This is a genomic window from Methylobacterium sp. AC690 (genome assembly GCF_979256535.1).
This window is the reverse complement of the sequence record NZ_CEEDOX010000014.1, coordinates 37148-60973: the sequence shown is the minus strand read 5'-3', so window position 1 is coordinate 60973 and position 23826 is coordinate 37148. Positions and strand designations below refer to the sequence as shown.

The 23826-nt window shown below is 70.4% G+C and carries 21 protein-coding genes; 11 read left to right on the top strand and 10 right to left on the bottom strand.

The genetic code is table 11. The features are described 5' to 3' along the window. Positions 1 to 5: 5 nt before the first annotated feature. Entirely contained in the window at positions 6 to 683 is a 678-nt protein-coding gene (locus tag AC0IY1_RS17080) for a flagellar hook assembly protein FlgD (RefSeq protein ID WP_471771108.1), read from the bottom strand. A 12-nt stretch (positions 684 to 695) separates the two neighbouring features. After that, positions 696 to 2159, bottom strand: coding sequence for a flagellar hook-length control protein FliK (locus tag AC0IY1_RS17075; protein WP_471771106.1), 1464 nt, complete (start codon positions 2157 to 2159; stop codon positions 696 to 698). A 274-nt stretch (positions 2160 to 2433) separates the two neighbouring features. Between AC0IY1_RS17075 and mnmA the strand changes: the two genes are divergently transcribed. The 4 genes from mnmA to AC0IY1_RS17055 all read left to right on the top strand — a co-directional run bounded on the left by mnmA (position 2434) and on the right by AC0IY1_RS17055 (position 6765). Next, entirely contained in the window at positions 2434 to 3585 is a 1152-nt protein-coding gene (gene mnmA / locus AC0IY1_RS17070; RefSeq protein ID WP_055958022.1) for a tRNA 2-thiouridine(34) synthase MnmA, read from the top strand. A 52-nt stretch (positions 3586 to 3637) separates the two neighbouring features. Further along, positions 3638 to 4291, top strand: coding sequence for a class I SAM-dependent methyltransferase (locus AC0IY1_RS17065; protein WP_055958025.1), 654 nt, complete (start codon positions 3638 to 3640; stop codon positions 4289 to 4291). After that, positions 4288 to 5088: a TVP38/TMEM64 family protein gene (locus AC0IY1_RS17060; RefSeq protein WP_471771104.1), complete on the top strand. Its 801-nt coding sequence runs from the start codon at positions 4288 to 4290 to the stop codon at positions 5086 to 5088. The genes AC0IY1_RS17065 and AC0IY1_RS17060 overlap by 4 nt, the downstream gene beginning before the upstream one ends. 186 nt (positions 5089 to 5274) lie before the next feature. After that, positions 5275 to 6765 (top strand): sensor histidine kinase, encoded by a 1491-nt coding sequence (locus AC0IY1_RS17055; RefSeq protein ID WP_055958031.1) that lies wholly within the window; start codon positions 5275 to 5277, stop codon positions 6763 to 6765. A gap of 36 nt (positions 6766 to 6801) precedes the next feature. Here AC0IY1_RS17055 and bioB read toward each other — a convergent pair whose 3' ends face one another. Together bioB and AC0IY1_RS17045 are read right to left on the bottom strand one after the other, a co-directional pair. Next, positions 6802 to 7821, bottom strand: coding sequence for a biotin synthase BioB (gene bioB, locus AC0IY1_RS17050; protein WP_055958183.1), 1020 nt, complete (start codon positions 7819 to 7821; stop codon positions 6802 to 6804). Positions 7822 to 7871: 50 nt separating this feature from the next. Then, a complete protein-coding gene (locus tag AC0IY1_RS17045) occupies positions 7872 to 8756 on the bottom strand; it encodes a fumarylacetoacetate hydrolase family protein (RefSeq protein WP_471771102.1) in 885 nt (294 codons plus the stop codon). A gap of 436 nt (positions 8757 to 9192) precedes the next feature. Between AC0IY1_RS17045 and AC0IY1_RS17040 the strand changes: the two genes are divergently transcribed. Beyond that, entirely contained in the window at positions 9193 to 10530 is a 1338-nt protein-coding gene (locus AC0IY1_RS17040) for an OmpP1/FadL family transporter (RefSeq protein ID WP_082513257.1), read from the top strand. A gap of 13 nt (positions 10531 to 10543) precedes the next feature. On the opposite strand, the gene AC0IY1_RS17035 is transcribed toward AC0IY1_RS17040, so the two are convergent. Then, positions 10544 to 11014, bottom strand: a complete 471-nt coding sequence (locus AC0IY1_RS17035; protein WP_471771101.1) for a GNAT family N-acetyltransferase — start codon at positions 11012 to 11014, stop codon at positions 10544 to 10546. After that, positions 11011 to 12816 carry a PHA/PHB synthase family protein gene (locus tag AC0IY1_RS17030; protein ID WP_471771100.1) on the bottom strand — a complete coding sequence of 602 codons (1806 nt, stop codon included), beginning with the start codon at positions 12814 to 12816 and terminating at the stop codon, positions 11011 to 11013. Before AC0IY1_RS17030 ends, AC0IY1_RS17035 begins: the two co-directional genes overlap by 4 nt. A 142-nt stretch (positions 12817 to 12958) precedes the next feature. Between AC0IY1_RS17030 and AC0IY1_RS17025 the strand changes: the two genes are divergently transcribed. The 4 genes from AC0IY1_RS17025 (at position 12959) to AC0IY1_RS17010 (ending at position 15682) form a co-directional block, all read left to right on the top strand. Continuing rightward, positions 12959 to 13285, top strand: coding sequence for a hypothetical protein (locus AC0IY1_RS17025; protein WP_103709648.1), 327 nt, complete (start codon positions 12959 to 12961; stop codon positions 13283 to 13285). 256 nt (positions 13286 to 13541) lie between these two features. Continuing rightward, positions 13542 to 14774 (top strand): LL-diaminopimelate aminotransferase, encoded by a 1233-nt coding sequence (locus tag AC0IY1_RS17020; RefSeq protein WP_055958044.1) that lies wholly within the window; start codon positions 13542 to 13544, stop codon positions 14772 to 14774. Positions 14775 to 14937: 163 nt separating this feature from the next. Next, entirely contained in the window at positions 14938 to 15150 is a 213-nt protein-coding gene (locus tag AC0IY1_RS17015) for a hypothetical protein (protein WP_103709647.1), read from the top strand. A 211-nt stretch (positions 15151 to 15361) separates the two neighbouring features. Next, a complete protein-coding gene (locus tag AC0IY1_RS17010) occupies positions 15362 to 15682 on the top strand; it encodes a hypothetical protein (protein ID WP_471771098.1) in 321 nt (106 codons plus the stop codon). Here AC0IY1_RS17010 and AC0IY1_RS17005 read toward each other — a convergent pair. Continuing rightward, the gene (locus tag AC0IY1_RS17005) at positions 15658 to 16053 is read right to left on the bottom strand and encodes a ribosomal maturation YjgA family protein (protein ID WP_471771097.1); all 396 of its coding nucleotides are present in this window, start codon (positions 16051 to 16053) and stop codon (positions 15658 to 15660) included. The two genes, AC0IY1_RS17010 and AC0IY1_RS17005, sit on opposite strands and share 25 nt — an antisense overlap. A gap of 118 nt (positions 16054 to 16171) precedes the next feature. Between AC0IY1_RS17005 and prfB the strand changes: the two genes are divergently transcribed. Further along, positions 16172 to 17300, top strand: a protein-coding gene (gene prfB / locus AC0IY1_RS17000; protein ID WP_156375845.1) for a peptide chain release factor 2 whose coding sequence is annotated in 2 segments (ribosomal slippage) — positions 16172 to 16240 and positions 16242 to 17300 — 1128 coding nt in all. Because the reading frame shifts where the segments join, the coding sequence is not laid out codon by codon here. 191 nt (positions 17301 to 17491) lie between these two features. On the opposite strand, the gene AC0IY1_RS16995 is transcribed toward prfB, so the two are convergent. Both AC0IY1_RS16995 and AC0IY1_RS16990 read right to left on the bottom strand, forming a co-directional pair. Continuing rightward, positions 17492 to 18700 carry a M23 family metallopeptidase gene (locus AC0IY1_RS16995; protein WP_471771095.1) on the bottom strand — a complete coding sequence of 403 codons (1209 nt, stop codon included), beginning with the start codon at positions 18698 to 18700 and terminating at the stop codon, positions 17492 to 17494. A 98-nt stretch (positions 18701 to 18798) separates the two neighbouring features. After that, positions 18799 to 19266, bottom strand: coding sequence for a peroxiredoxin (locus AC0IY1_RS16990; protein WP_055958191.1), 468 nt, complete (start codon positions 19264 to 19266; stop codon positions 18799 to 18801). Between the two features lie 173 nt (positions 19267 to 19439). Here AC0IY1_RS16990 and AC0IY1_RS16985 point away from each other — a divergent pair, with 173 nt between their 5' ends. Beyond that, complete coding sequence (locus AC0IY1_RS16985) at positions 19440 to 22889, top strand: YhdP family protein (protein WP_471771093.1); 3450 nt, start codon at positions 19440 to 19442, stop codon at positions 22887 to 22889. Positions 22890 to 22949: 60 nt separating this feature from the next. Here the strand turns inward: AC0IY1_RS16985 and AC0IY1_RS16980 are convergent, their stop codons facing one another. Continuing rightward, positions 22950 to 23807, bottom strand: a complete 858-nt coding sequence (locus AC0IY1_RS16980) for an aldo/keto reductase family oxidoreductase (RefSeq protein ID WP_471771283.1) — start codon at positions 23805 to 23807, stop codon at positions 22950 to 22952. Positions 23808 to 23826: the final 19 nt, after the last annotated feature.

The following is a 23826-nucleotide window of genomic DNA, read 5'->3' as shown; positions in this document are numbered from 1 at the left end:
GTTCGTCATGTGGACAACCCAGCTCCGATGTCCCGGACGGTGGAGATCGGCACCCTTGATTTGCCGACCAACAGCACCGGCTCGGTGCCACTGAGATCGACGCTGTCGACGGTTCCGCTGACCTTGGTGTCGACGGTCACCTTCGACCCCGTGGCGTCCACGGCATCGACCTTGATCGCGTAGGTTCCGTTGGGCGCGGTGAAGCCGCTGGACGAGCGCCCGTCCCAGGTGAAGGCCTGTTCGCCCGCGTTGAGCGCCTTGGTCTGCGTGGCCACCACGTTGCCCTTGGCGTCGGTGATCGTCATCGTCGCCTGCTTGGCCGCCCGGGCCGGATTTAGCGTCCAGGTCGCAGCCCCGTCCTTGAGGGCGGTGGACTTCCCGTCCGCCGTGATCGTCTGGCCGATGAATCCGGTGGCGGAGGCGGCACTCGACGACTTGGCGTTGCTCAGGATCGAGTCGAGGCGGTCGTTCGACTTCAGCTGCTGCTCGACGCCGGCATATTGCACCAGTTGCTGGGTGAACTGGTTGGTGTCCATCGGGTCGAGGGGGTTCTGGTTCTTCAGCTGCGTCGTCAGCAGCGTCAGGAACTGGGTGAAGTTGCCCGCGATCTCCTGCGTCGAGGAACTGGTGCTCGCCACGCCGGCCGAGGCCGTGCTGGCGAGGCTGCTGATGCCCGTTGTCATCGTGGTCAATCCTCAGATGCGGATGTCGATGCCGAGGACGGCGCCGTAGCGGCGCAGCGGAACGGCGGAAATGGGGGTGGGCTCGCGGGATTCGGCGCCGGAGCGCGCAGACCCGCCCGCGTCGGGCCGCTGCCCGTCCGCGCCGGAACCGTTCGACTGGCCATTGGCCGAGCCGTCCCCGCGGAGCGACAGGTTGATGCTGCCATCGGCGGCGTTCAGTCCGGCCTGGTTGAGCGCCTGCTGCAGGCTGCCGGCGTCGCGCTGGAGCAGCGCCAGGGTCTCGGGGCGGTCGACCACGAGGCTTGCCTGGACCGCGCCGGTCTCCTTGTCGATGTCGAGATTGACGTCGATGCGGCCGAGATCCTTCGGATCGAGGCGGATCTCGAACTGGTTGCTGCCCGCAAGCGAGCGCAGGCCGATCGTCATCGGCACGGCGCCGAGGGGGACCGGTGCCGGTGCCGGCGTGCCCGGTGCGCTCGGGGCGGACGCCTCGGCGGCCTTCGCGTGCGCCGTGGCAGGCGTCACCGCGGACGGCGTCGCCGGGGCTGCGGGCGTCAGGTCGGTGCGAGCGGCATCCGAGGTAAGGGCGAGGCCGGCAGCGAATTCGCCCTGTGGCTTGCCGTTGCCCGGCTCACCGCTCTCGGCCCCCTCGTCGCCGTCCGAAGGTGCCTTGACCTTCAGCCCGGGCAGCCCCTGGGCCGCGCTTCCGCTCGGGTTCGTGCCCACGGCCACCACCGGTGCGGCCGTGCCGGACGGGTCCGCGTCGGCAGCCGCTCCGCCGGCGCTGGCCGCCGCGGCGCCCTGCGCGGCCGAGGCAAGGGCATTGAGAGGCGGGGCGGTGGGCGGCGGGGCGTTCGGCAAGAACATGAGCGGCGTGGCGGTCCCGGCCTGCGCGGCGGCCTGGGTCTCGTCCGGCTTATCGGTGGCCGCGGTCTCCACGCCCGCGGTGGTGCCACCGGGCGTTCCGGTCTCGGTCGTGTCCTGGCCCGCGCTGGCCCCGGGCGCCGCATTCGTGTCGGTGCGCGCGGCCTGCGCCTTGCCGGGTACGCCGGGACCGGCGGAGTCGCTCGTGCCGCGGGCCTCGGCGCCGGCAGCGCCCGGCTTGGCATTTGCCGGAGCGCGGGCCTCGCCCGCCTTGGTTTGGTTCGCCTCGGCTTGGTTCGCCTTGGTTTGGTTCGCCTCGGCCTTGTCCGCCTTGGCCGCCCGGGCGTCGGCGGCGGCCTTCGCGCTGTCGCGGGCCTGCGTCGCCTCACGGGTCGCCGCCGCGTCGTTGGCGCGCTGGGCGGCGATCCGGTCGTTGCGGTCTTCGGCCGCCGCACGGTCGTCCCGGGCGCGGGCGTCGGCGGCCCGCGGACGGGGATCGGGTGCGGGCGGGTCGAGACGGAACGCGGCGGCGGCCGCTCCCCGTGACGGAACCGCGCTCGGCGAAGCCGTGCGCCGGGACGATGTGTTCCACTCGATCGATGAGACAGCCATGGCGACAATCCTCTACGATCCCTCCCTCAGCAAGGCGCAGGCCAGCGCAACCGAAACGCAAGCCCTTGAGAGAGAACGGCTTTTTCCCAGGCGGCCTGTCCCGCCCTGGCTCAGGAGGGCAAATCCTGCCGGGCGCCCGGCAGCTTTCGCCCGTCCGCCGGCGCCCTGCGCGGGGACACACCCGGCGCATCCGCCTCCCTGGAACTCGCGGGCGAGGATCGCTATAGACTCACGCGCGGGGCCGGACCGGTCCCTCCCGGCACACCCTGGCGCGATGAATTCCCTCGATCTTCCCAAGGCCCCGCACGAGACGCGCGTCGTCGTCGCCATGTCGGGCGGCGTCGATTCCTCCGTCGTGGCCGGGCTCCTGAAGCGGCAGGGCTACGACGTCGTCGGCATCACGCTCCAGCTCTACGACCACGGTGCCGCCACCCATCGCAAGGGTGCCTGCTGCGCAGGGCAGGACATCCACGACGCGCGCCGCGTGGCCGAGACCCTGGGCATTCCCCATTACGTCCTCGATTACGAGGACCGCTTCCGGGAATCGGTGATCGACCGCTTCGCCGAGAGCTACCTTGCCGGCGAGACGCCGATCCCCTGCGTCGAGTGCAACCGCTCGATCAAGTTCCGCGATCTCCTGCGCACCGCCCGGGACCTGGAGGCCGACTGCCTCGCCACCGGGCACTACGTGGCGAGCCGGCCCGAGGCTACCGGCGGGCGCGGGCTCTACCGCGCCCTCGATCCGGCCCGGGACCAGAGCTACTTCCTCTACGCCACCACGGCGGAACAGCTGGATTTCCTGCGCTTCCCCCTGGGCGAGCTCCCCAAGGACGAGACCCGCCGCCTCGCCCGCGACCTCGGCCTAGCCGTGGCCGAGAAGGCCGACAGCCAGGACATCTGCTTCGTGCCCCAGGGGCGCTACGCCGACGTGATCGCGCGCCTGCGGCCGGACGCGGCCCGGGCCGGGGAGATCGTCGATCTCGGCGGTCAGGTGCTCGGGCAGCACGAGGGCATCATCCACTACACCGTCGGCCAGCGCCGGGGCCTGCGCCTGGCGGTGGGCGAGCCGCTCTACGTCATCCGTCTCGAGCCCGAGACCGCCCGGGTCGTGGTCGGCCCGCGCGCGGCGCTGGCCACCAGCCGCATCCGCATCACCGACCTGAACTGGCTCGGCGGCGCCGGCCCGGTCGAGAACCTGCCCGTGGCGGTACGCGTGCGCTCGACCCGGGAGCCGCGACCGGCGCTCCTCAGCCGCGAGGCCGCGGGCGGCGGAGCCGAGATCGTCCTGGCCACGCCGGAGGACGGCGTCTCGCCCGGACAGGCCTGCGTGATCTACGCCGATGACGGCCCGCGCGCCCGCGTCCTCGGCGGTGGCACCATTCGGCGCATCGACGCGTTGGCGACCGGCGCGGCCGAAGCGGCCTGACCGGATCACGCCCCGAACCACCCCTATCCCACAACAGGACGACGAGATCGACATGCTGAGCGAGCCGCGGGAGGCCGGTCCGAGCACCGCCCTGATGCGCAAGGCCTATGCGCGCTGGGCGCCGGTCTACGACGTCGTCTACGACAAGCTGACGGAGCCGGCCGCCCGCGACGCGGTGGAAGCGGCCGTCGCCTGCGGTCCGCGCATCCTCGAGGCCGGCGTCGGCACCGGCCTGTCGCTGGGCTACTATCCGCCGACGAGCTTCGTCTGCGGCGTCGATCTCTCCGAGGACATGCTCAAGCGGGCGCGCGCCAAGGTGCTGCGCCGCGGCCTGCGCCACGTGCGCGGCCTCCAGGTGATGGATGTCTGCCGCCTCGGCTACGCCGATGCGAGCTTCGACGCCGTGGTGGCGCAGTTCCTCATCACCCTGGTGCCCGACCCGGAGGCTGCCCTCTCCGAGTTCCTGCGCGTGGTCCGGCCGGGCGGCGAGATCGTGCTCGCCAACCATTTCGGCCAGAATGCCGGCACGCTGGCCAAGGTCGAGGAGATCGTGGCGCCGCTCTGCACCAAGATCGGCTGGTCCTCCGACTTCAAGTCGAGCCGCATCGAGGCCTGGGCCCGCGCCAACGGCGTCGAGTTCATCGGCGTCTCGCCGACCTTCCCGGGCGGGTTCTTCAAGATCCTGCGGATGCGCAAGCGCGGGTGAGTGCGCCGACGCCTCCGGCCGACGAAGCGCCGACCCGGCTGAAGCGCCTCCTCCGCTGGGGACCGCTCCTGCTCCTCGTCTGCGCCTCCCTGGCCGTGCTGGCCTCCGGCGCCTCGCACCTTCTCAGCCTCGACCGGCTGCTCGCCTCCCGGGCCTGGCTCAACGCCTGGGTCGCCGAGGACCGCTTCCGCGCGATGGTGGTCGCCTATCTCGTCTATGTCGGCGCCGTGGTGGTCTCGATCCCGGCCTCGCTCTTCCTGACGATGCTCTGCGGATTCCTGTTCGGGATCGTGCCCGGCGCCCTCGTGGCCGTCGCCTCGGCCACCACGGGGGCTGCGATCGTCTTCACCATCGGCCGCGGCGCAGCCGCCGACCTGCTGCTGCGCCGGGCCGGGCCCCGGCTCGCGAGCCTCGCGGCGGGCTTTCGCGAGGACGCCTTCGGCTACATCGCCGTCCTGCGCCTGCTGCCGATCTTTCCGTTCTGGATGACCAACCTCGCCCCGGCCGCCTTCGGAGTGAAGCGCAGCACCTTCGTGCTGGCGACCCTCGTGGGTCTCCTGCCGGGGGCCTTCGTGTATGCCGCCACCGGCGCGGCGATCGAGGACGTGGTGCTGGCGCACGAGACCGCCAAGGCGGCCTGCCTCGCCGCCGACGGCCTCGATTGCGAGAACGCCCTGACGCTGCGGGCGCTGATCACCCCCAAAATGGTGCTCGGCCTCGGCGCCCTCGCGGCTTTGGCCCTGATCTCGGTATTCCTACGACGTCGCGTTCAGGCGCGACGCCGGTTAGAGTCCTGATCGAATTTGGCCATACATCTGATCTAAAAAGTTGCATCTCCGGACGCAGCCTAATGCGGTCCGGGACGTTGGTGGGCAATCGCGCTCCGAGCCGTCGCCCTGAAAACGCCACTGGACCACGCTCCAGATCGGGTTCACGCCGTCACCCGCCGCGCCGTTGGGACACCGGAAACGCGAAGTACCGAGATGGCTGTGACGTCGCGCGTCGAATTTCAGCAGGAGGCGGCCGCGGCGAATCCCGTGGCTGCGCGCGGTCTCGGCCGGCACCTCGGCCTCTCTGGTCGCCTCTTCCTGCTCACCGTGGCGTTCGTCGCGCTGATCGAGGTGCTGATCTACGTCCCCACGGTGGCGAATTACCGCCGGATGTGGCTGTCGGACCGGATCGCCGCCGCCCAGGTGGCCGCCCTCGTCCTCGACGCTGCGCCCGACCAGCAGGTCTCGGAGGGCCTGTCCCAGCGCCTGCTCGACGGTGCGGGCGCGCGCGCCATCGCGGTGCGCGGCAACGGCACCCGCCGGCTCCTCGCGAACGAGACGGTGCCGGACACGGTCTCGGACATCATCGACCTGCGGTCGGAGCATTGGATCCGGTCGATCCGCGGCGTCGCCCGGACGCTCCTGATCGAATCGAACGACCCGATACGGGTGATCGGGCACGGCCGCGACGGCTTCGACCTCGTCGAGATCCTGATGGATCCCCGCCCCCTGCGGCTGGCCGTGGCGGATTTCTCGATCCGGCTGGCCCTGTCGTCCATGGCGCTGGCGGCGACGGTGGCGGGCCTGATCTTCCTCGTCCTACAGCGGGCGATCGTGCGGCCGGTGCGCCGGCTCGTCCAGAACATCACCAGCTTCGCCGACGACCCGGAGGCGATCGACGGCGTGATCGTGCCTTCGCGCCGGACGGACGAGATCGGCCATGCCGAGATCGCGCTCGCCCGCATGGAGACCGCCCTGGCGAGCGAGTTGCGCGAGAAGCGGCGGCTCGCCGGACTCGGATTGTCGGTGAGCAAGATCAACCACGAACTGCGCAACCTGCTGACCACGGCGCAGCTCCTCAGCGACCGCCTCGACGGCGTCGCCGATCCGGTCGCCCAGCGGGTGGCGCCGCGCCTCGTCGCCACCCTGGATCGGGCGATCCGGTTCTGCGAGGAAACCCTGGCCTATGGCCGGGCGACGGAGCGCAACCCGAACCGCCGCCTCGTACCCATCGCCCAGATCGTCGCCGAGCAGGCGGACCTCGCCGGGCGGGGACGCGATTCGAAGATCGTCATCCGCGAACTCTGCCCGAGCGAGCTCCGGATCTTCGTCGACCCGGACCAGTTCTCGCGCGCGCTGGCCAACATCGTCCGGAACGCCGTCCAGGCCCTGAGCCCGCAGGGGACCGGCTACGAGGCGCCGTCCCAGGAGAACCCCGAGATCACCATCCGGGCCCGTCGCGCGGGCCAGCCCGGCGCGGGCGAGACGACGATCCTCGTCGCCGACAACGGCCCCGGCCTGCCGCCGCGGGCCCGCGAGCACCTGTTCTCCCCGTTCAAGGGCTCGTCGCGCTCCGGCGGCACCGGCCTCGGCCTCGCCATCGCGTCGGAGCTGATCGAGCTGAACGGCGGACGCCTCAGCCTCGACGACACCGCCGCCGGGACCTGCTTCCGCATCACGATCCCGGACGCCGCCGGCGCCTGACCGGACGGCGGACGGGCGGGTCTCGAACGGCGACGGCTACTCGGCCGCCGCCAGGGTCAGGCCGGGAACGGTGATGCCGATGTCGCGCAGGAGCTCGGCATCCGAATCGGTCTCGTTGTTCGCCGTGGTCAGCAGGCGCTCGCCGTAGAAGATCGAGTTGGCGCCGGCGAGGAAGCAGAGGATCTGCGCTTCGCGGGTCAGGCCCTTGCGGCCGGCGCTGAGGCGCACGCGGGCACGCGGCATCACGATGCGGGCGGTGGCGCACATCCGCACGAGGTCGAGGGGATCGACCGCGGGCCGGTCCTCGAGGGGCGTGCCCTCCACCGCCACCAGGGCGTTGATCGGCACGCTCTCGGGGTGCGGCGCATGGTTGGCCAGGACCTGGAGCATGCTGGCGCGGTCCTTCACGCCCTCGCCCATGCCGACGATGCCGCCGCAGCAGACGCCGATGCCGGCATCGCGCACGTTCTGCAGGGTGGTGAGGCGGTCCTCGTAGGTCCGCGTCGAGATGATGTCCCCGTAGAAGTCGGGGCCGGTGTCGAGGTTGTGGTTGTAGGAGGTCAGACCGGCCTCCGCGAGGCGCTCGGCCTGCGAGGGCGAGAGCATGCCGAGGGTGACGCAGGCCTCCATGCCGAGGCCGCGCACGCCGCGCACCATCGCCAGCACCGAGTCGAATTCCGGCCCGTCCTTGGGCTGGCGCCAGGCCGCGCCCATGCAGAAGCGGTGCGCGCCCGCCGCCTTGGCCTCGGCCGCCTCGCGCAGCACGGCGTCGACGGGCATCAGGCGCTCGCGGGCCATGCCGGTGCCCTTGTGGTGGGCCGATTGCGGACAATAGGCGCAATCCTCGGGGCAACCGCCGGTCTTGATCGACAGCAGGGCGGCCCGCTGGATGTCGGCAGGATCGTTGTGGGCGCGGTGGACCTCCGCCGCCCGGAACACGAGGTCGAGGAGCGGCAGGTCGTGGATCGCCTGGATCTCGGCGACGCTCCAGTCGTGACGGATCGCGGCGGTGGCGGAGACCGGGCGGGCGGCGAGGGGGGCCAGGGTGTCAGTCATGGTCCCCATGAGGCGAATCTCGGCCGGAAAATCAAGCCGGCCGCGCGACCTCAGTGCGTCGGCTCGCCCGCCGCCACCTTGGCGGTCCAGTCGTCGAAGGCGATGATCTCCTGGCGCTGCTCGCCGAGTCCCGCGATGCCGAGGGTCATGACGTCGCCGCTGCGCAGGAAGCGGGGCGGCTTGCGCGCCATCCCGACGCCGGGGGGCGTACCCGTGGTGATGATGTCCCCGGGCTCCAGCATCATGAAATGCGAGACGTAGGCGACGAGCTGCGCCGCGTCGAAGATCATCGTGGCCGTGGAGCCGGTCTGCATCCGGGTGCCGTTCACGTCGAGCCACATGCCCAGGTTCTTGAGGTCGGGAATCTCGTCGAGGGTGACCAGCCAGGGACCGAGCGGTCCGAAGGTCGGGCAGCCCTTGCCCTTGGTCCAGGTGCCCCCGCGCTCCATCTGGTACGCGCGCTCGGACACGTCGTTGCAGATGCAGGCGCCCGCCACGTAGGACAGCGCCTCGTTGGCGTGCACGTAGGAGGCCCGCGCGCCGATCACCAGGGCGAGCTCCACCTCCCAGTCGGTCTTGGCCGAGCCCTTGGGCAGGATGACCCGGTCGTGCGCCCCGGCGAGGCACGAGGGCGCCTTGTTGAAGATGATCGGCTCCGGTGGGATGTCGGCACCGATCTCGGCGGCATGGTCGGTGAAGTTCAGCCCGATGGCCACGAAGTTGCGGGTGCCGCCGACGCAGGGGCCGAGGCGGGTCTCCGCCGGCAGGGCCGGCAGGCTCGCCGGATCGAGCCGGCGCAGGCGCTCCAGGGTCTCGCGCGAGAGGGCAGGCCCGGCAATGTCGCGCACATGGGCCGAGAGGTCGCGCAGGACACCCTGCGCATCGACCAGACCGGGCTTCTCGTCTCCGCTCGCGCCGTGGCGTACCAGTTTCATCGCTCGTGCCTCCGCATGTCTGTCCGCTGCCTGACATCGATCGGACCCGGACGGGCGGCAAGGGGCAATCGGCGACGGACGGCGTGCCGTCTCATCGGGCGCCGGGACCCGAGGCCCGGCCCGACGGCGATTTTGTCGCCGAAAGGTCACACCCCCGTCCGGAGATGCGCCGGGCGTGTTTTTTCGGCCGAAGGGCTTACTCACGGAGACGAGAGTTTAGATGTGAACCATTCTGCAGGCTTCCTCGCCAGCTCGAATCCAGGCCTGCAATATCGCGCTGATTTCAGTCTACGTTTCCCATGATACTGAAGATATACTTGTCGGTCTGCGATTTGCGAAGTTGCTTCACTCGCGTCATTGTCACACCCAAGGTGCGAGGCCTCCCCCGATCGGGAGAGGACAAGCGAGCACCAACAACTGGGGTGGGTCCTACGTCATGATGGGTACGATTCGGCGCCGTTCCCTGCGCGGCCTGGCGCTTTCGGGAGTTTCCGCAGCCCTCCTCTGCGCCGGCGTCGCCGGTGCCTCGGCCGGAGCCTTCGGCATCCGCGAGCAGAGCGCCCAGGCCCAGGGTCTCGCCTGGGCGGGCGCCGCCTCCGGCTCCGGCGGCGTCTCCTCAATGTTCTGGAACCCCGCCACCGTGACCATGCGGCCGGGCTGGGTCACCGAGCAGAACCTGTCCTTCATCAACCTGTCGGCGAAGATCACGCCCGACGTGGGCACGAACCCGGCCTTCGCCCGCCTCGGTGACAGCGGCGAGATCGGCCAGGGTGCCGTGGTTCCGGCCGGCGCCACCTCCTACCAGCTCAACGACCGCCTCTGGGTCGGCATCACCTCCGGCGCGCCCTTCGGCCTCGTGACGAAGCCGCGCCAGACCTGGTCGGGCGAGCTCTACGGCCGGTCCAGCCGCATCTTCTCCCTGGCCTTCAACCCGGTCGTCGGCTTCAAGGTCAACGAGTGGCTCTCCATCGCCGCCGGCCCGAACATCGAGTACTTCAAGCTCGTCCTGCGCCAGGCCCTGCTCTCGCCGCTCAGCACCAACCCGGCCGCCCTGCCGAGCTCCGGCCTCAAGGGCGATTCCTGGGGCGTCGGCTTCACCGCCGGTGCGCTGATCACGCCCTTCGACGGCACCGCGATCGGCGTCGGCTTCCGCTCCTCCGTCCATCACGACATCGGCGGCCAGCTCATCCTGCCCGGGCCGCTGGCGGCGCTCGGCGGCGACGTGAAGGCCAAGCTGAACACCCCCGAGAAGCTGAGCGTCGGCCTCACCCAGGCGATCACCCCGGTGGCGCGCCTCAATCTCGGTTTCGAATGGGACAACTGGAGCCGTCTGGGCACCGTCAACGTCCTCCTCGACCGGACCGGTGCCGTCGCGACGCAGCTGCCGCTGAACTACAAGGACGGCTACACCTACTCGATCGGCGGCGAGTACGACTGGTCGCCGGCCCTGACGGTCCGCGCCGGCGTCGCCTACGAATCCTCCCCGATCGATTTCTCGAACCGGTCGGTGCGCCTGCCTGATGGCGACCGGGTGAACGTCTCGGTCGGCGGAAGCTACCGCTGGAGCGAGAAGCTGACCCTCAACCTCGCCTACTCGCACTTCTTCGTCGACAAGGGACGGATCCTGGCCGGTCCCGGCCGCGACTACAACGTCCAGAACGTGGTCTTCGCGGGCGTCGCCGACAGCAGCGCCGACATCGTCTCGGTCGGCTTCCGCTACGTGTTCGGCGAGCCCGTGGCGGCCGCGCCGGCCCCCCTGGTGCGCAAGTTCTGAGGACGCATGACGCTCAGGGCGGCGGAGCCGGTCCGGCCCCGCCGTCCGCGAAGCGCTTGACGTAGAAGATGCGGTCGTGGCCGGGCGGATAATCGCGGATCCGCCCGCACTCGGTGAAGCCGAGGCGCTGGTAGAAGCCCGGGGCCTGGAAGGTCCAGGTGTCGAGCCAGATCCCGGACAGGCCCCGCCGGCGCGCCTCCGCCTCGGCATCCCGCATCAGGCGGCGGCCCAGGCCGCGCCCCCGGGCCGGGCCGAGGGCGAGCAACTCGACGAACAGCATGCCGTAACCGGTCCGGCCCCAGAGACCGCCGACGATGGCTCCGCCCGCGTCGCGTACCGTGAGGGCGAGCAGGCCCCAGTTCCCATTCGGCACCTGGGCCTCGTTGTAGGCGACGAGGGGCGCCAGGATCGCGGCCCGCATCCCCGGGTCTGGTTCCGCCTCGAGGCGGACGGTCCAGACCGGCGCCTCCACGCCCGCGCTCACGCCTTCATGCGGACGTAGGTGCCGGGCGCCGGACCGAGGGAGGCCAGGCCGCCTTCGCCCGGCACCCGTGCCGGGACGCGGGCGGGCGCCTGGTGCTCCACCCACTGGAACCAGTACGGCCACCAGGAGCCCTTGGTCTCGGTGGCCGCCGCCATCCAGTCCTCGAACCGGCCCTTGGCCGGCCCCCCGGTCCAGAAGCCGTATTTGGGCTTGGCCGGCGGGTTCACCACCCCGGCGATATGGCCCGAGCCGGCGAGCACGTAGTCGACCGGTCCGCCGAACTTCGACGACCCCTCGAACACCGACAGGGCCGGCGCGATGTGATCCTCCTTGGTGGCGAGGTTGAAGATCGGGATCTTCACCTTCTTCAGGTCGAGCCGGACGTTGCCGAGGATCATCTTGCCCTGCGCGAGCGTGTTGTTGAGGTAGCAGTTGCGCAGGTAGAACGAGTGGTTGGCCGCCGGCATCCGGGTGGAATCGGCGTTCCAGTACAGCAGGTCGAAGGGCATCGGCGTCTGGCCCTTGACGTAGTTGTTGACCACGTAGGACCAGATCAGGTCGTTGGGGCGAAGCATGTTGAAGGCGGTCGCCATGCCGGTGCCTTCGAGGTAGCCGCGCTTCTGCATCCGCGATTCGATCAGGCGGATCTGATCCTCGTCGGCGAACACCTTCAGGTCGCCCGCATGGGTGAAGTCCACCTGCGTGGTCAGGAAGGTGGCGCTCTTGATGCGCTTGTTGCCGGTGGCGGCCTGCATCGCCAGGGTCACGGCCAGGAGGGTGCCGCCGACGCAGTAGCCCGCCGCCGCGACCTCGTTTTCGCCGGTGGCGACCCCGATGGCGTCGATCGCGGTCTCGATGCCCTCCCGCATGTAGCTCTCGAAGTCCTTGTCGGCGTGGCGCGCATCCGGGTTGACCCAGGAGATGCAGAACACCGTCAGGCCCTGGCTGACCATCCAGGCGATCAGGCTCTTCGAGGGGTTGAGGTCGAGGATGTAGAACTTGTTGATCCAGGGCGGCACGATCAGGAACGGCCGCTTGAGCACCGTGTCGGTGGTGGGCGCGTACTGGATCAGCTCCATCAGGTCGTTCCGGAACACGACCTCGCCCGGCGTCACCGCCACGTTGACCCCGACCTCGAAGCCCGCGGCCGGATCGGTCTGGCGCACCCGGAGCTGGCCCTTGCCGGCCTCGATGTCCTCGGCGAGCATCTTCATGCCGCGCACGAGGTTGGCGCCGTTCTCCTTCAGGGTGTGCCGGATCAGCTCCGGGTTGGTCATCACGAAGTTCGACGGCGACAGGGCCCCGGTGATCTGGCGCAGGTAGAACTGTGCCTTGTGCCGGGTGTGCTCGTCGATGCCCTCGGCCTCGTCCACGAGGCCCTCGGCCCAGCGGGAGGTGATGAGGTAGCTCTGCTTGATGAAGTCGAAGATCGGGTTGGTGGACCATTCCGCGTGGGCGAAGCGGTTGTCCTTCGGCTCGGGCTGGGCCACGGGCGCGGCGGCCTCGCCCTGCAGGCGCTGCCAGGTCGAGCCCCAGAGGGTGATGAAGGCTTCGCTCAGCTTGGTCTGCGCCTCGACGGTCTTCTTCGGGTCGGAGAGCCAGGTCTCGGCCACGCTGCCGAGGGTGCGGACCACGTCCTTGACCTCCTCGGGCGGCTCGACCGCCTCGACCGGCAGGGCGTCCGGCGTACCGACGGGTTTCATGTAGCGTGATGCGGCCCGCCCGAATTCCTCGACCAGCAGGCTCGCGTTGCGGGACAGGGCCTCGATGTCGGGCAGCGGTGTCGTCCGTTCGGTCGTCACGCGTGCATCTCTCCCCGAGTGTGGCCGAACCTTTCGCCGGGCGACGCCTGCCGCGCGGCCCGGGGGGCCTCGTTTCCGACAAATTAACGCGCCATCGCGGAGTTCCGCCAGAGCGCACGCCTCCAAAACGGCCGACTTCTCCATGTCCCGGCTTCACAACTCCCAGTTTGTTGCGGTCGTCGCCGTGGCCGTCCTGCTCGCGGGATGTTCCGGCGACCTGAACCCGATGCGGATCGCCTACGGCACCGGCGAGGCCGGACCGCCCGCCAAGGCGCCGGACTTCGTGGCCCAGTCCCGCCGCGGCAGCGACGACTTCATGCCGGTGGGGGTCTCCGCCCCGGCCCGGCCGATCCGCGCCAAGACGCCGGAGGGCACCAAGGCCCTGGAGGCGGAGCTGGTCGCGGCGCGGGGGCGCAACGAGGCGCGCGGCCGCTCCGCCGAGGGCGCGGCCCAGGGCGCCAAGCCCTAGGGGGCAGGCCGTCGGGGATCCCGAGATATCGTTCGGCGTCGGGGCACAAAACTGCTAGACCGGAGCCGAGCGTGCGAATTCTGCGACGACCCTGCGCCAGGCAAGGCCGTCAAAAGACGTCCGGATTCCGCCCGAGGGACCTCCGGACGAGACCACGCTGCCGTCTCGGGATGATGACAGCTTCGCGCCGGGTCACGCTCGCCGCCTCGCGCCCAAACTCGTATCCTCGCTCGTTTTCTCGGACATCGTGAAGGCCATGACCGACTTCCACCGCATCAAGCGCCTGCCCCCCTACGTGTTCGAGCAGGTGAACCGGATCAAGGCCCAGGCCCGCGCCAACGGCGCCGACATCATCGACCTCGGCATGGGCAACCCGGACCTCGACGCCCCGAAGCACGTCATCGCCAAGCTGGTGGAAACCGCCGGCCGTCCGCGCACCGACCGCTACTCCGCCTCCAAGGGCATCGCCGGCCTGCGCCGCGCCCAGGCGAACTACTACAAGCGCCGCTTCGGCGTGAGCCTGAACCCCGACACCCAGGTGGTGGCGACGCTGGGCTCGAAGGAGGGCTTCGCCAACATGGCGCAGGCGATCACGGCGCCGGGCGACGTGGTGCTGGTGCCGAACCCGAGCTACCCGATCCACGCCTTCGGCTTCCTCATGGCCGGCGGCGTCATCCGCTCCGTGCCGGCCGAGCCGACGCCCGCCTTCTTCCCCGCGGTCGAGAAGGCGATGCAGCACTCGATCCCGAAGCCCGTGGCGATCGTGGTGTGCTATCCCTCGAACCCCACCGCCTACGTGGCGAGCCTCGACTTCTACCGGGACCTCGTCGCCTTCGCGAAGCGGCACGAGATCATCATCCTGTCGGACCTCGCCTACGCGGAGGTCTACTTCGACGGCGATCCGCCGCCCTCCGTGCTGGAGGTTCCGGGCGCCATCGACTGCACGGTGGAGTTCTCGTCCCTGTCGAAGACCTTCTCCATGGCCGGCTGGCGCATGGGCTTCGCGGTGGGCAACGAGCGCCTGCTCGCGGCGCTGACCCGCGTGAAGTCCTACCTCGATTACGGCGCCTTCACGCCGATCCAGGTCGCCGCCACCGCGGCCCTGAACGGGCCGGAGGACTGCATCGTCGAGATGCGCGGGATCTACAAGAAGCGCCGCGACGCGCTGGTCGAGTCCTTCGGCAAGACCGGCTGGAAGATCCCGACCCCGTCGGCCTCGATGTTCGCTTGGGTGCCGATTCCCGAGAAGTACCAGGCCCTCGGCAGCCTGGAGTTCTCGAAGCTCCTCCTCGAGAAATCGGACGTGGCGGTGGCCCCCGGCATCGGCTTCGGCGAGCACGGCGACAACTACGTCCGCATCGCCCTCGTGGAGAACGAGCAGCGCATCCGGCAGGCCGCGCGCAACGTCCGGCGCTTCTTCGAGACCTCGGACAAGACCCTGCACAACGTGGTGCCGATGCCCGAAGCGTCGCTCTCGAAGGCCGGCTGAGGCGTCATCGCCCGCATGTTGCGGCCGGGAGACAGCCGGCCGCAAAGCTTGCCGAAACGCGCCGACGTGCTTGTCACGGCGGTGTGCGCTCAGCAGGGTCGCAACGAAGCCGCGCCGCATGTCCTGTTTGCGCGCGGCGCGTTCGCCGAGGCCCGAGGATCGTATGCGTCGCCTGACCCTTGCCGTCGCCCTGGTGCTGAGCGCCTCCGCGGGAGCCTGCGCTCCGAAGCCGATCGTCGCCCGCGACCCGGTTCCGGCGCCCGAGCCGACCCTCGGCTACGAGTGCACCTCGCGACCGACCGTGCTGAACGGCTTCTACTCCAGTTGCGAGCCGTCGCTCCAGGAGCGCTCGGTGGTGCTCCGCGCCAAGGGCTGAGGGTGCCGCAACGCGTCGCAGGGCCGGGCCGATGCCCGGCCTTCGTCGTTTCGGGGCCGCCCCGCGCGGCGGCTTTCCCACAGGACAGCGACGAATGTCGCGCCGGCGCGACCGAACGGACACGGACAGGGGCGCCGGATTGGGGCATGGTGCCCCCGGGCGCGTCCCTCCGGGTCTTCAGGCTGCCCGCCGGAGTTTGATCGTGGTGCTGATGATGCGGACCCTCCTCGCTGCTGGCCTGATCGGTCTCGGGTTCACCGTCGGCGCCTCCGCGCAGACCCTCTATCTCGGCGCGAACGGCCCCGTGGTGCTGCCGACCAGCCCGAGCTCCGGCCGGCCGATCCCGGACGTGCCCGAGGCGGTTCCCGTGCCGAGCGTGATGAATGGCGGCGGGTTCGGCCTGACCGGAACCGACTATTTCAGCGACGGCCTCAGCGAGGGCCCGCTCAACCAGCGGCACCGCCCGCGCGAATTCGTCCTGTCGCCGGCCCACATCGGCCTGCCGGACTACGTTCGTCCCGCGCTCCGCTGACGCCGGTCGGCCAGGCGCGCGCACAGGATGCCGGCCGCGTAGGCGACGCCGTTCCAGGGCGAGAACACCCGTCCGATCAGCAACTTGCCCGCCAGCGTCAGCCGGAAGGCGTCGAGGTCCGGCGTGTGGATGAGCCGGAACAGCTCCACCGCCAGGGCGATCGCCCCTGCCACGGCCACGATGCGCCAGCGCGGCAGCGGCAGGACGAGGCCGACGAGGCCATAGACCATCGCGCCCCAGAGGACCGATCCACCCCATTTGACCACCGGCCCCGGCAGCCCGAGCCCGAGGAGGCGCAGGGCGAGCCCGGCGGCGATCACCAGCGCGGTGCCGACGAGCAGGCGCAGCCGCGCGCGGTTCGGTCCTGTCATGCGGCGGTTCTCCTGACGGGAGCGCGCCCCCCGGTTTTCAGCCCGCGCCGTTTACACCATCCGGCCGGCCCGGTATCACCCCGTCCCACACCCCGAACACACGAGCCCGAAACACCAGATGCGCGCCGAGATCGAACAACTCTCGGATGCCGCCAAGCAGTCGATCGGACTGCTGAGGAGGCATCTTTGACTGGGATACCGTCGAGAAACGCCTCGCGGAGCTGAACGCGGCTTCCGAGAACCCCGAACTCTGGAACGACGCCGAGGCGGCCCAGAAGGTCATGCGCGAGCGCACCCAGCTCGATGACGCCGTCACCGCGATCAAGAAACTGAGCCAGGAGCTCGAGGACGCCCACACGCTGATCGAACTCGGCGAGATGGAGGGTGACGAGTCCACGATCCAGGAAGGCGAGGCCGGCGTCCGCGCCGTCGAGAAGGAGGCCGCGCGCCGCCAGATCGAGACCCTGCTCTCCGGCGAGGCCGACGGCTTCGACACCTATCTCGAAGTCCATTCGGGTGCCGGCGGCACCGAGAGCCAGGACTGGGCCAACATGCTCCAGCGCATGTACGGCCGCTGGGCCGAGCGCCGGAAGTACAAGGTCGAGATCGTCGAGTGGTCGGACGGCGACGAGGCCGGGATCAAGGGCGCCACCCTGCTGATCAAGGGTCACAACGCCTATGGCTGGCTCAAGACCGAGTCGGGCGTGCACCGGCTGGTCCGCATCTCGCCCTACGATTCGAGCGCGCGCCGCCACACCAGCTTCGCCAGCGTCTGGGTCTATCCGGTCATCGACGACCGGATCGAGATCGAGATCAAGGAATCCGACTGTCGGATCGACACCTACCGGTCGTCCGGCGCGGGCGGCCAGCACGTGAACACCACCGATTCGGCGGTGCGCATCACGCATATCCCGACGGGCATCGTGGTGGCGTGTCAGCAGGAGCGTTCCCAGCACAAGAACCGGGCCACCGCCTGGAACATGCTGCGCGCCCGCATGTACGAGGCCGAATTGAAGAAGCGGGAGGAGAAGGCGAGTGCCGAGGCCGCCGCGAAGACCGATATCGGCTGGGGCCACCAGATCCGCAGCTACGTGCTGCAGCCCTACCAGCTCGTGAAGGACCTGCGCACCGGCACCCAGTCCACCGACCCCGACGCGGTGCTGGACGGCTCCCTCGATCCGTTCATGGAAGCCTCGCTGGCCCAGCGCGTCTATGGCGGGGCCGACGTGGTCGAGGACATCGAGTAGGGCGCCCGACCCTACGTCGCCAGCGTCAGTTGCCCAGCGTCACTTGCCCCAATGTCACTTGCGCATCGTCAGGCGGCGTCTCCCGGTTCCGGGGAGGCGCCGCAGCGATTCGATCGTGCGGGGGAGCCCGTTTCGGCAGACGGTCCCGTCGGCGGTCCTGGCCTCCCGACGTAGGCGCGGCGGAGAGCCGGTCAGAGCGCGTCGGCGGCCCTGAGGAAGCGCACCGGGTCCACCGGCTCGCCGTCGATGCGGGTCTCGTAATGCAGGTGGCTGCCGGTCGAGCGGCCGGTGGAGCCGACGCGTCCGACCACCGTTCCCGGCTCGACCCACTGGCCCGGCGTGACGTCGAAGGCCGAGAGGTGGGCGTAGCGGGTGACGAGGCCGTGGCCGTGATCGACCTCGACCATGTTGCCGTAGCCGCCATTGTAATCCGCCACCGTCACGCGGCCCGCCGCCGTGGCGCGGGCCGGCTCGCCGGTCTCCGCCCGCATGTCCATGCCGGTATGCATCGCGTAGCCGCGGGTGAAGGGATCGAGGCGGGCGCCGAAATTGCTGGAGAGGCTGATCTCCCCGGATAGCGGACGGCGCACGGGGAGGGCGGCCGTGATCCGGCGCAGGCGCGCCTCCTCGGCCAGGGAGCGCTGCACCTCCGACAGGGACAGGGCGAAGGCGTCGCCGCTCAAGGGCACCAGCGGACCGCCGATGCCGGCCGGGCGCTCGTGCTCGAAGCGGGCCGGGTCGAGACCGAGGCGGGCGACGAGGCCGCGCAGGCGCTGCGCGCCCTTGCCGGCCCGCAACCCGAGGGTGGCGAGCACGCGGGACTGCGCTTCCGCGAGGCCGTCCAGGCGCTGTTCCAGGGCCGCGACCTGACCCTCGACGACGCGGGCGGATTGTCGCCCGGGACTGGGCTCGGCCTCGGTCCGGAGCCGAAGCGCATCGGGCGTGGGGAAGGGCTTGGCACCCGGTAGGGGACCCGACAGGGCTCTGGGCGCCGGCTCGGTCGCCTCGATCACCGGCGTCGGAAGTGCCACCGGGGCAGTATCGCCCGCGAGGCTGGCGATGGCGGCTTGGCGGGCCTCCATGGCGGCCTGCCGGCGCGCGAGCTCGGCCATGCGCTGGGCGAGCCCGTCACGCGACGCCGTCTGCTCCATCGTCACCCGGTCGAGCTGCAGGCGCAGGGTGCCGATCCGCTCCTCGTAGCCGTACTGGATGGCGCTTTGCTGTGAGACGAAGCGCGCCAGCACCTCGTCGTGGAAGACGAGGTAGTACGTCGCTCCGCCAGCCCAGGCGACGGCGACGGCCAGCGCCCCTGCGAGGAGGCGTGACCGCAGCGTTGAAGCCGGGGTGGCGGAGACGACGCGGTTCGCCGTCGAGGAGGGTTTCCGGGAAGACGATGACATGGGACGCGTGACCTGATCCACCCCGTCACCCTGCCCGAATCAGGGTTAACGAACCGCCAAGGCGCCGCCCCGGCGATTCACCCTGTCGAATTTCGTCCTCAGGCCAGGTCGCGCGCGGCGGCCAGCACCTCCCCGGCGTGGCCGGGCACCTTCACCTTCGGCCAGATCCGGGCGATGCGGCCATCGCGGTCCAGCAGCATCGTCGTGCGCTCAACGCCCATGTATTTCCGGCCGTACATGCTCTTCTCGACCCAGACGCCGTAGGCCTCGAGCATCGCCTTGCCCTCGTCGGAGGCCAGCGGGAAGGTCAGGGCGTACTTGGCGCGGAACTTGTCGTGGCTCTTTGCCGAGTCCGGGGAGACCCCGATCACGATGGTGTCAGCCGCGGCGAAGTCGGGGCCGAGGGCGTTGAAGCCCTGCGCCTCCAGGGTACAACCGCTCGTGTCATCCTTGGGGTAGAAGTACAGGACCGCCTTGCGGCCCTTGAGCGCTTCGAGGCTGATCGTCTCGTCGCCGGCGCCCGGCAGGGTGAAATCGGGCGCCTGATCTCCGGTATCGAGGGGCATCATGCCTTCCTTTCGGCCGATTGATGGTGTGCCTCTGGCGTTGCACCGCGACGGCAGCCCGACGCCCCGGCGCACCGGGACCGACGAACGCCAAAGACCCGCGAAAGCTGAAACCCGTAGGACTGCCGCTCGATAGCCCGAGGGGACTTTCCGATCCAGCGGCACAAGGATTGATGGACCAGGATACGGCCAAAGGTTTGCGGCCCGCGCGGCCCGCCGCACGGCGGCGGCCGCTGCTTTGGATTGCGGCCGTCCTGGTGGTGGGCCTGATGGTCGCCATCGGCGGGGTCATCGGCCGCCTGTCGATGGGGCCGCTGCGCATCGACGGCATGTCGGAGCGGGTGGCCTCGGCCATCGCCGGCAGCATCGGTCCCGGCTGGCGCGTCGCCCTCAGCGACAGCGCCCTGGAGCTCGATTCGGAGCAGTCCCTGGCCCTGCGCGTTTCCGGCCTCGACATCCACAATCCCGAAGGCGCCCTCGTGGTCCGGGCGCCCCTGGCCGTGGTCAGCCTCGACACCTGGAGCCTCCTGCGCCTCGCGGTACAGCCCCGGGCCATCGAGTTCCGCGACCTGCAGATGACGGCCCTGGTCCACCGCAACGGCAGCATCGCCTTCGCGGCCTCGGACAGCAGCCAGGGCAATGCGGTGGTGCCCCACACGCTGCCCAGCGTCGACGCCGCGATCGGCCACGTCTCGCCGATCTCCGCCGGTGTCGCCTCGATCTTCGGCGTGGTGCTCGATTCCGCCGGCGTCATCGGTGCCCTCGACCGGGCGCGGATCACCAACGGACGCCTGACCCTGATCGACGACGATGCCCGCCAGCGCGCCGTCTTCGAGCACGTGAACGGCCTGTTCCGCCGCGATGCCGTGCGCGACGCCCGGGTCTTCGAGCTGCGCATCGACGGCCCGCACGGGGAGTGGCGCTTCGGCGGCGACCTGCACGAGGCCGGCGGCACCAAGCGGACCGGCATCATCACCCTCGACGACCTGCCGATCACCGACCTGCTCCTGCTGTCCGGCCAGTCGAAGCTGCCGGTGGACACCGACCTCAAGCTCTCGGCCAAGGCCGACGTGGCGATCGATGCCGGGCGCATCGAGACGATGACGGCGGAGATCCGCACCGGCGGCGGCAACGTCCTGATCGAGGAGAAGGACTTCAACCCCGTCACCATCGACAGCCTGTCCGCCGCGGTGAGCTGGGACGAGGCCGGCCGGGCGATGAAGCTCGACGCCCTCGACTATCGCGGGGCCGGCAACGCGGTGCACCTCACCGGCGCCTGGACCGCAGCCCCGCCGGGCGCCGAATCCGCCTGGACCCTGGAACTGGCGGGCAAGGACGCGGTGCTGCGCGGGGCCAATGCGGCCGACAAGCCCGTCAGCCTCGACACTGTCTCGGCCCATCTCACCGGCAAGGCCGGCGGCGTCGTAATCGACGATTTCTCGGTCCGGGCCGGTGTCGCCAACGGCCGGATCACCGGAACCATCGGGACCTCCGCGGACGATGACGGGCTGACCCTGCACATCGCCGCCGCCGACACCGATGGGCGCATGGCGCTCCGCCTCTGGCCCGAGCACGTGGCGCCGCCCGCGCGCAACTACCTCGTGGACAACCTGCGCGGCGGCAAGGTCAACACGGTCGACATCACGGTGGACATGAGCGGCTCGGAACTCGCCGCCGCCACCCGCGGCGAGCCGATGCCCGACAACGCGGTCCATATCGATTTCGCGGTCTCCGACGCCACGCTCATCGTGGTGCCCGACGCGCCGCCCCTCACGCGGGGGCGGGTGACCGGTACGATCACCGGACAGACGACCAAGATCCGCAACGTCACCGCCGATGTGCGCATGGCGGACAACCGGACCCTGTCGATCTCGGATGGATCCTTCGTCATCCCGAAGATCACCCCCGATACGGTGACGGCGCAGATCGGGCTGCGCCTCAGCGGCGGCGCGGACGCCCTGGTCTCGCTGCTTCAGACCAACATGTTCAAGACGCTCACGGGCCTCGACCTCGATCCCGGGACGGTGAAGGGTGCCGCGGACCTGCGCATCGACTTCCCCCTCAACCTGAAGCACATCCCCGACCTGCCGGACCTGCCGGTGAGCATCACCGGGACCCTGTCGGACATCGCGGTCGACAAGGTGTTCGGGAAGGAGCGGCTCGAGAGCGGACGCTTCACGGTCCTGTGCGACCGCGGTGCCTTCTCCCTCAAGGGCGACGGCCGCGTCATGGGCACGCCCATCACCGTGGACCTTCGCCAGCCGAAGGCCGGCGCCCCCGGCGAGGTGAATATCGGCCTGGCCATCGACGACGCCCTGCGGGCCCGCAAGGGCCTGCCGGTGGCGCCCCAGATCACCGGCACCATCCCGGTCCGCCTGACCCTGCCGATCGGCCGGACCGGGTCGGGCAAGCCCCCGATCCGCGTGGAGGCCGATCTGACCCGGATGGGCACCGACGGACTCCTCCCCGGCGTGACCAAGGCCGTCGGCAAGGCCGGGCGCGCGAGCTTCACCGTGAGCGAGGGCGCGAACGGCAACCAGGACCTGCGCGACCTCGTGGTGGAGGCGTCACCGCTGATGGCGCGCGGCAGCGCCAGCCTCAACGGCGACGGGGGACTGGAGCGCGCCGATCTGACGGCGCTGAAGCTCTCGCCCGGCGACGACATGCGGCTTCAGATCGACCGCAGCGGCGGCAACGCCTATCGGGTCACCGTCCGGGGCGCCGTGGCCGATGCGCGCCCGTTCCTGCGCAGTCTCGGCGGGCCGGACGTCAAGGGAGCCCGGGACGCCAGCCCGAAGGACGTCGAGGCCGATCTCAGCCTCGGCATCGTCAGCGGCTTCAACGGCGAATCGCTCACCAATGCCAGCGCCAAGCTCTCCTTGCGCGGCCGCGACCTGCGCAGCGGCCGCGTCCAGGGCAAGTTCAGCAGCGCGCCCTTCACGGCGCAGGTGACCCACACCGATCGCGGCGGATCGAGCGTCACCATCGAGACGCTCGATGCCGGCTCGACCCTGCGCTTCGCCGACATCTACAAGCGGATGTACGGCGGCAAGCTGATCATGACGAGCGCCCTGAACGACGGGCCGCAGCCGGGCTCCGTCCAGATCCGCAACTTCATCCTGCGCAACGAGCCGGCCCTCTCGAGCATCATGGCGCAGGGGCCGGCCACCAGCGAGGTCACGGATGCGCGCGGCCGGAAATACGTGGTCCAGAATTCCGGCAACGACGTGGAATTCGACCGCCTGCGGGCGATCTTCACCCGCACGGGGAGCCGGATCGACATCAGCGACGCGGCGATCTCGAACCCCGCCATGGGCTTCACCATGACGGGCTACCTCGACACCGCCAAGGAGCGCACCGACATCAACGGCACCTTCGTGCCCCTCTACGGCCTGAACAACGTCGTCTCGCAGCTGCCGATCCTCGGCCAGCTCCTCGGCGGGGGCCGCAACGAGGGCCTGTTCGCCCTGAACTTCCGCGTCTCCGGCCGCCTCGCCAAGCCGGACGTCAGCGTGAACCCACTTTCGGCCCTCGCCCCCGGCATCCTGCGCAAGCTGTTCAGCGCCGGCGGCGGCAATGACGGCCTCGCCGCCGGCACGCCGATGAACGAGACCGAGCGCTAGGGGACCGGTCCGCCGGCGGGTCGGTCCGAACGCCATCGGCCCGACCGCAGGCAGCCGCGATCAGCCGGCGCCGCCGATGCCGTCGAGGTCCGCCATCGCGTCCTCCGGCAGCCTCAGGGCTGCAGCGGCCATGTTCTCGCGCAGGTGCTCCGGTGACGACGTGCCGGGGATGAGCAGGATGTTGGGGGCCCGGGCCAGGAGCCAGGCGAGCGCGACCTGCATCGGCGTCGCGCCGAGCCGGGCGGCGACGGCCGACAGCGTCGTCGATTGCAGCGGGCTGAAGCCGCCGAGCGGGAAGAACGGCACGTAGGCGATGCCGGCGGCGGCGAGGTCGTCGACCAGCGCGTCATCCGCCCGATGCGCGAGGTTGTAGGCGTTCTGCACGCAGACGATGGGTGTGATCGCGCGGCCCTCGGCTACCTGCCGCGGCGTCACGTTGCTGAGCCCGATCCGGCGCACGAGTCCCTGGCGCTGCAGGTCGGCGAGGACCCCCAGGGGCTCCGCGATGGAGCCCTCGGCGGGACCGTGCGCGTCGAACATGATCCGCAGGTTGACCACGTCGAGCGCCGCGACCCCGAGGTTCCGCAGGTTGTCGTGCACGGCGGCGGTCAGGTCCGCGGCCGAGGTGGCGGGGATCCAGGAGGCATCGGGGCCGCGCCGTGCCCCGATCTTGGTGACGAGGACGAGATCGTCCGGATAGGGGTGCAGCGCCTCACGGATGATCTGGTTCGTGACGTGGGGCCCGTAGAAGTCGCTGGTGTCAATGTGATCGACGCCGGAGGCCACCGCTTCCCGCAGCACGGCGACGGCGCGCGGCCGGTCCTTCGGCGGGCCGAACACCTGCGGTCCGGCCAGCTGCATGGCGCCGTAGCCCATCCGCTTCACGGTCCGGTCGCCGAGCCGGTAGGTCCCGGCCATGTGGAGATCCTTCGCCCTG

What these genes read in the sequence shown, in the direction of transcription:
- mnmA (WP_055958022.1), top strand. Translation starts at nt 2,434, where the DNA reads ATGAATTCCCTCGATCTTCCCAAGGCCCCGCACGAGACGCGCGTCGTC.
- AC0IY1_RS17040 (WP_082513257.1), top strand. Translation starts at nt 9,193, where the DNA reads ATGATGGGTACGATTCGGCGCCGTTCCCTGCGCGGCCTGGCGCTTTCG.
- bioB (WP_055958183.1), bottom strand. Translation starts at nt 7,821, where the DNA reads ATGACTGACACCCTGGCCCCCCTCGCCGCCCGCCCGGTCTCCGCCACC.
- AC0IY1_RS16985 (WP_471771093.1), top strand. Translation starts at nt 19,440, where the DNA reads ATGGACCAGGATACGGCCAAAGGTTTGCGGCCCGCGCGGCCCGCCGCA.
- AC0IY1_RS17080 (WP_471771108.1), bottom strand. Translation starts at nt 683, where the DNA reads ATGACAACGGGCATCAGCAGCCTCGCCAGCACGGCCTCGGCCGGCGTG.
- AC0IY1_RS17020 (WP_055958044.1), top strand. Translation starts at nt 13,542, where the DNA reads ATGACCGACTTCCACCGCATCAAGCGCCTGCCCCCCTACGTGTTCGAG.
- AC0IY1_RS17075 (WP_471771106.1), bottom strand. Translation starts at nt 2,159, where the DNA reads ATGGCTGTCTCATCGATCGAGTGGAACACATCGTCCCGGCGCACGGCT.
- AC0IY1_RS17025 (WP_103709648.1), top strand. Translation starts at nt 12,959, where the DNA reads ATGTCCCGGCTTCACAACTCCCAGTTTGTTGCGGTCGTCGCCGTGGCC.
- AC0IY1_RS17015 (WP_103709647.1), top strand. Translation starts at nt 14,938, where the DNA reads ATGCGTCGCCTGACCCTTGCCGTCGCCCTGGTGCTGAGCGCCTCCGCG.
- AC0IY1_RS17065 (WP_055958025.1), top strand. Translation starts at nt 3,638, where the DNA reads ATGCTGAGCGAGCCGCGGGAGGCCGGTCCGAGCACCGCCCTGATGCGC.
- AC0IY1_RS17045 (WP_471771102.1), bottom strand. Translation starts at nt 8,756, where the DNA reads ATGAAACTGGTACGCCACGGCGCGAGCGGAGACGAGAAGCCCGGTCTG.
- AC0IY1_RS17055 (WP_055958031.1), top strand. Translation starts at nt 5,275, where the DNA reads ATGGCTGTGACGTCGCGCGTCGAATTTCAGCAGGAGGCGGCCGCGGCG.
- AC0IY1_RS16990 (WP_055958191.1), bottom strand. Translation starts at nt 19,266, where the DNA reads ATGCCCCTCGATACCGGAGATCAGGCGCCCGATTTCACCCTGCCGGGC.
- AC0IY1_RS16995 (WP_471771095.1), bottom strand. Translation starts at nt 18,700, where the DNA reads ATGTCATCGTCTTCCCGGAAACCCTCCTCGACGGCGAACCGCGTCGTC.
- AC0IY1_RS16980 (WP_471771283.1), bottom strand. Translation starts at nt 23,807, where the DNA reads ATGGCCGGGACCTACCGGCTCGGCGACCGGACCGTGAAGCGGATGGGC.
- AC0IY1_RS17005 (WP_471771097.1), bottom strand. Translation starts at nt 16,053, where the DNA reads ATGACAGGACCGAACCGCGCGCGGCTGCGCCTGCTCGTCGGCACCGCG.
- AC0IY1_RS17010 (WP_471771098.1), top strand. Translation starts at nt 15,362, where the DNA reads ATGATGCGGACCCTCCTCGCTGCTGGCCTGATCGGTCTCGGGTTCACC.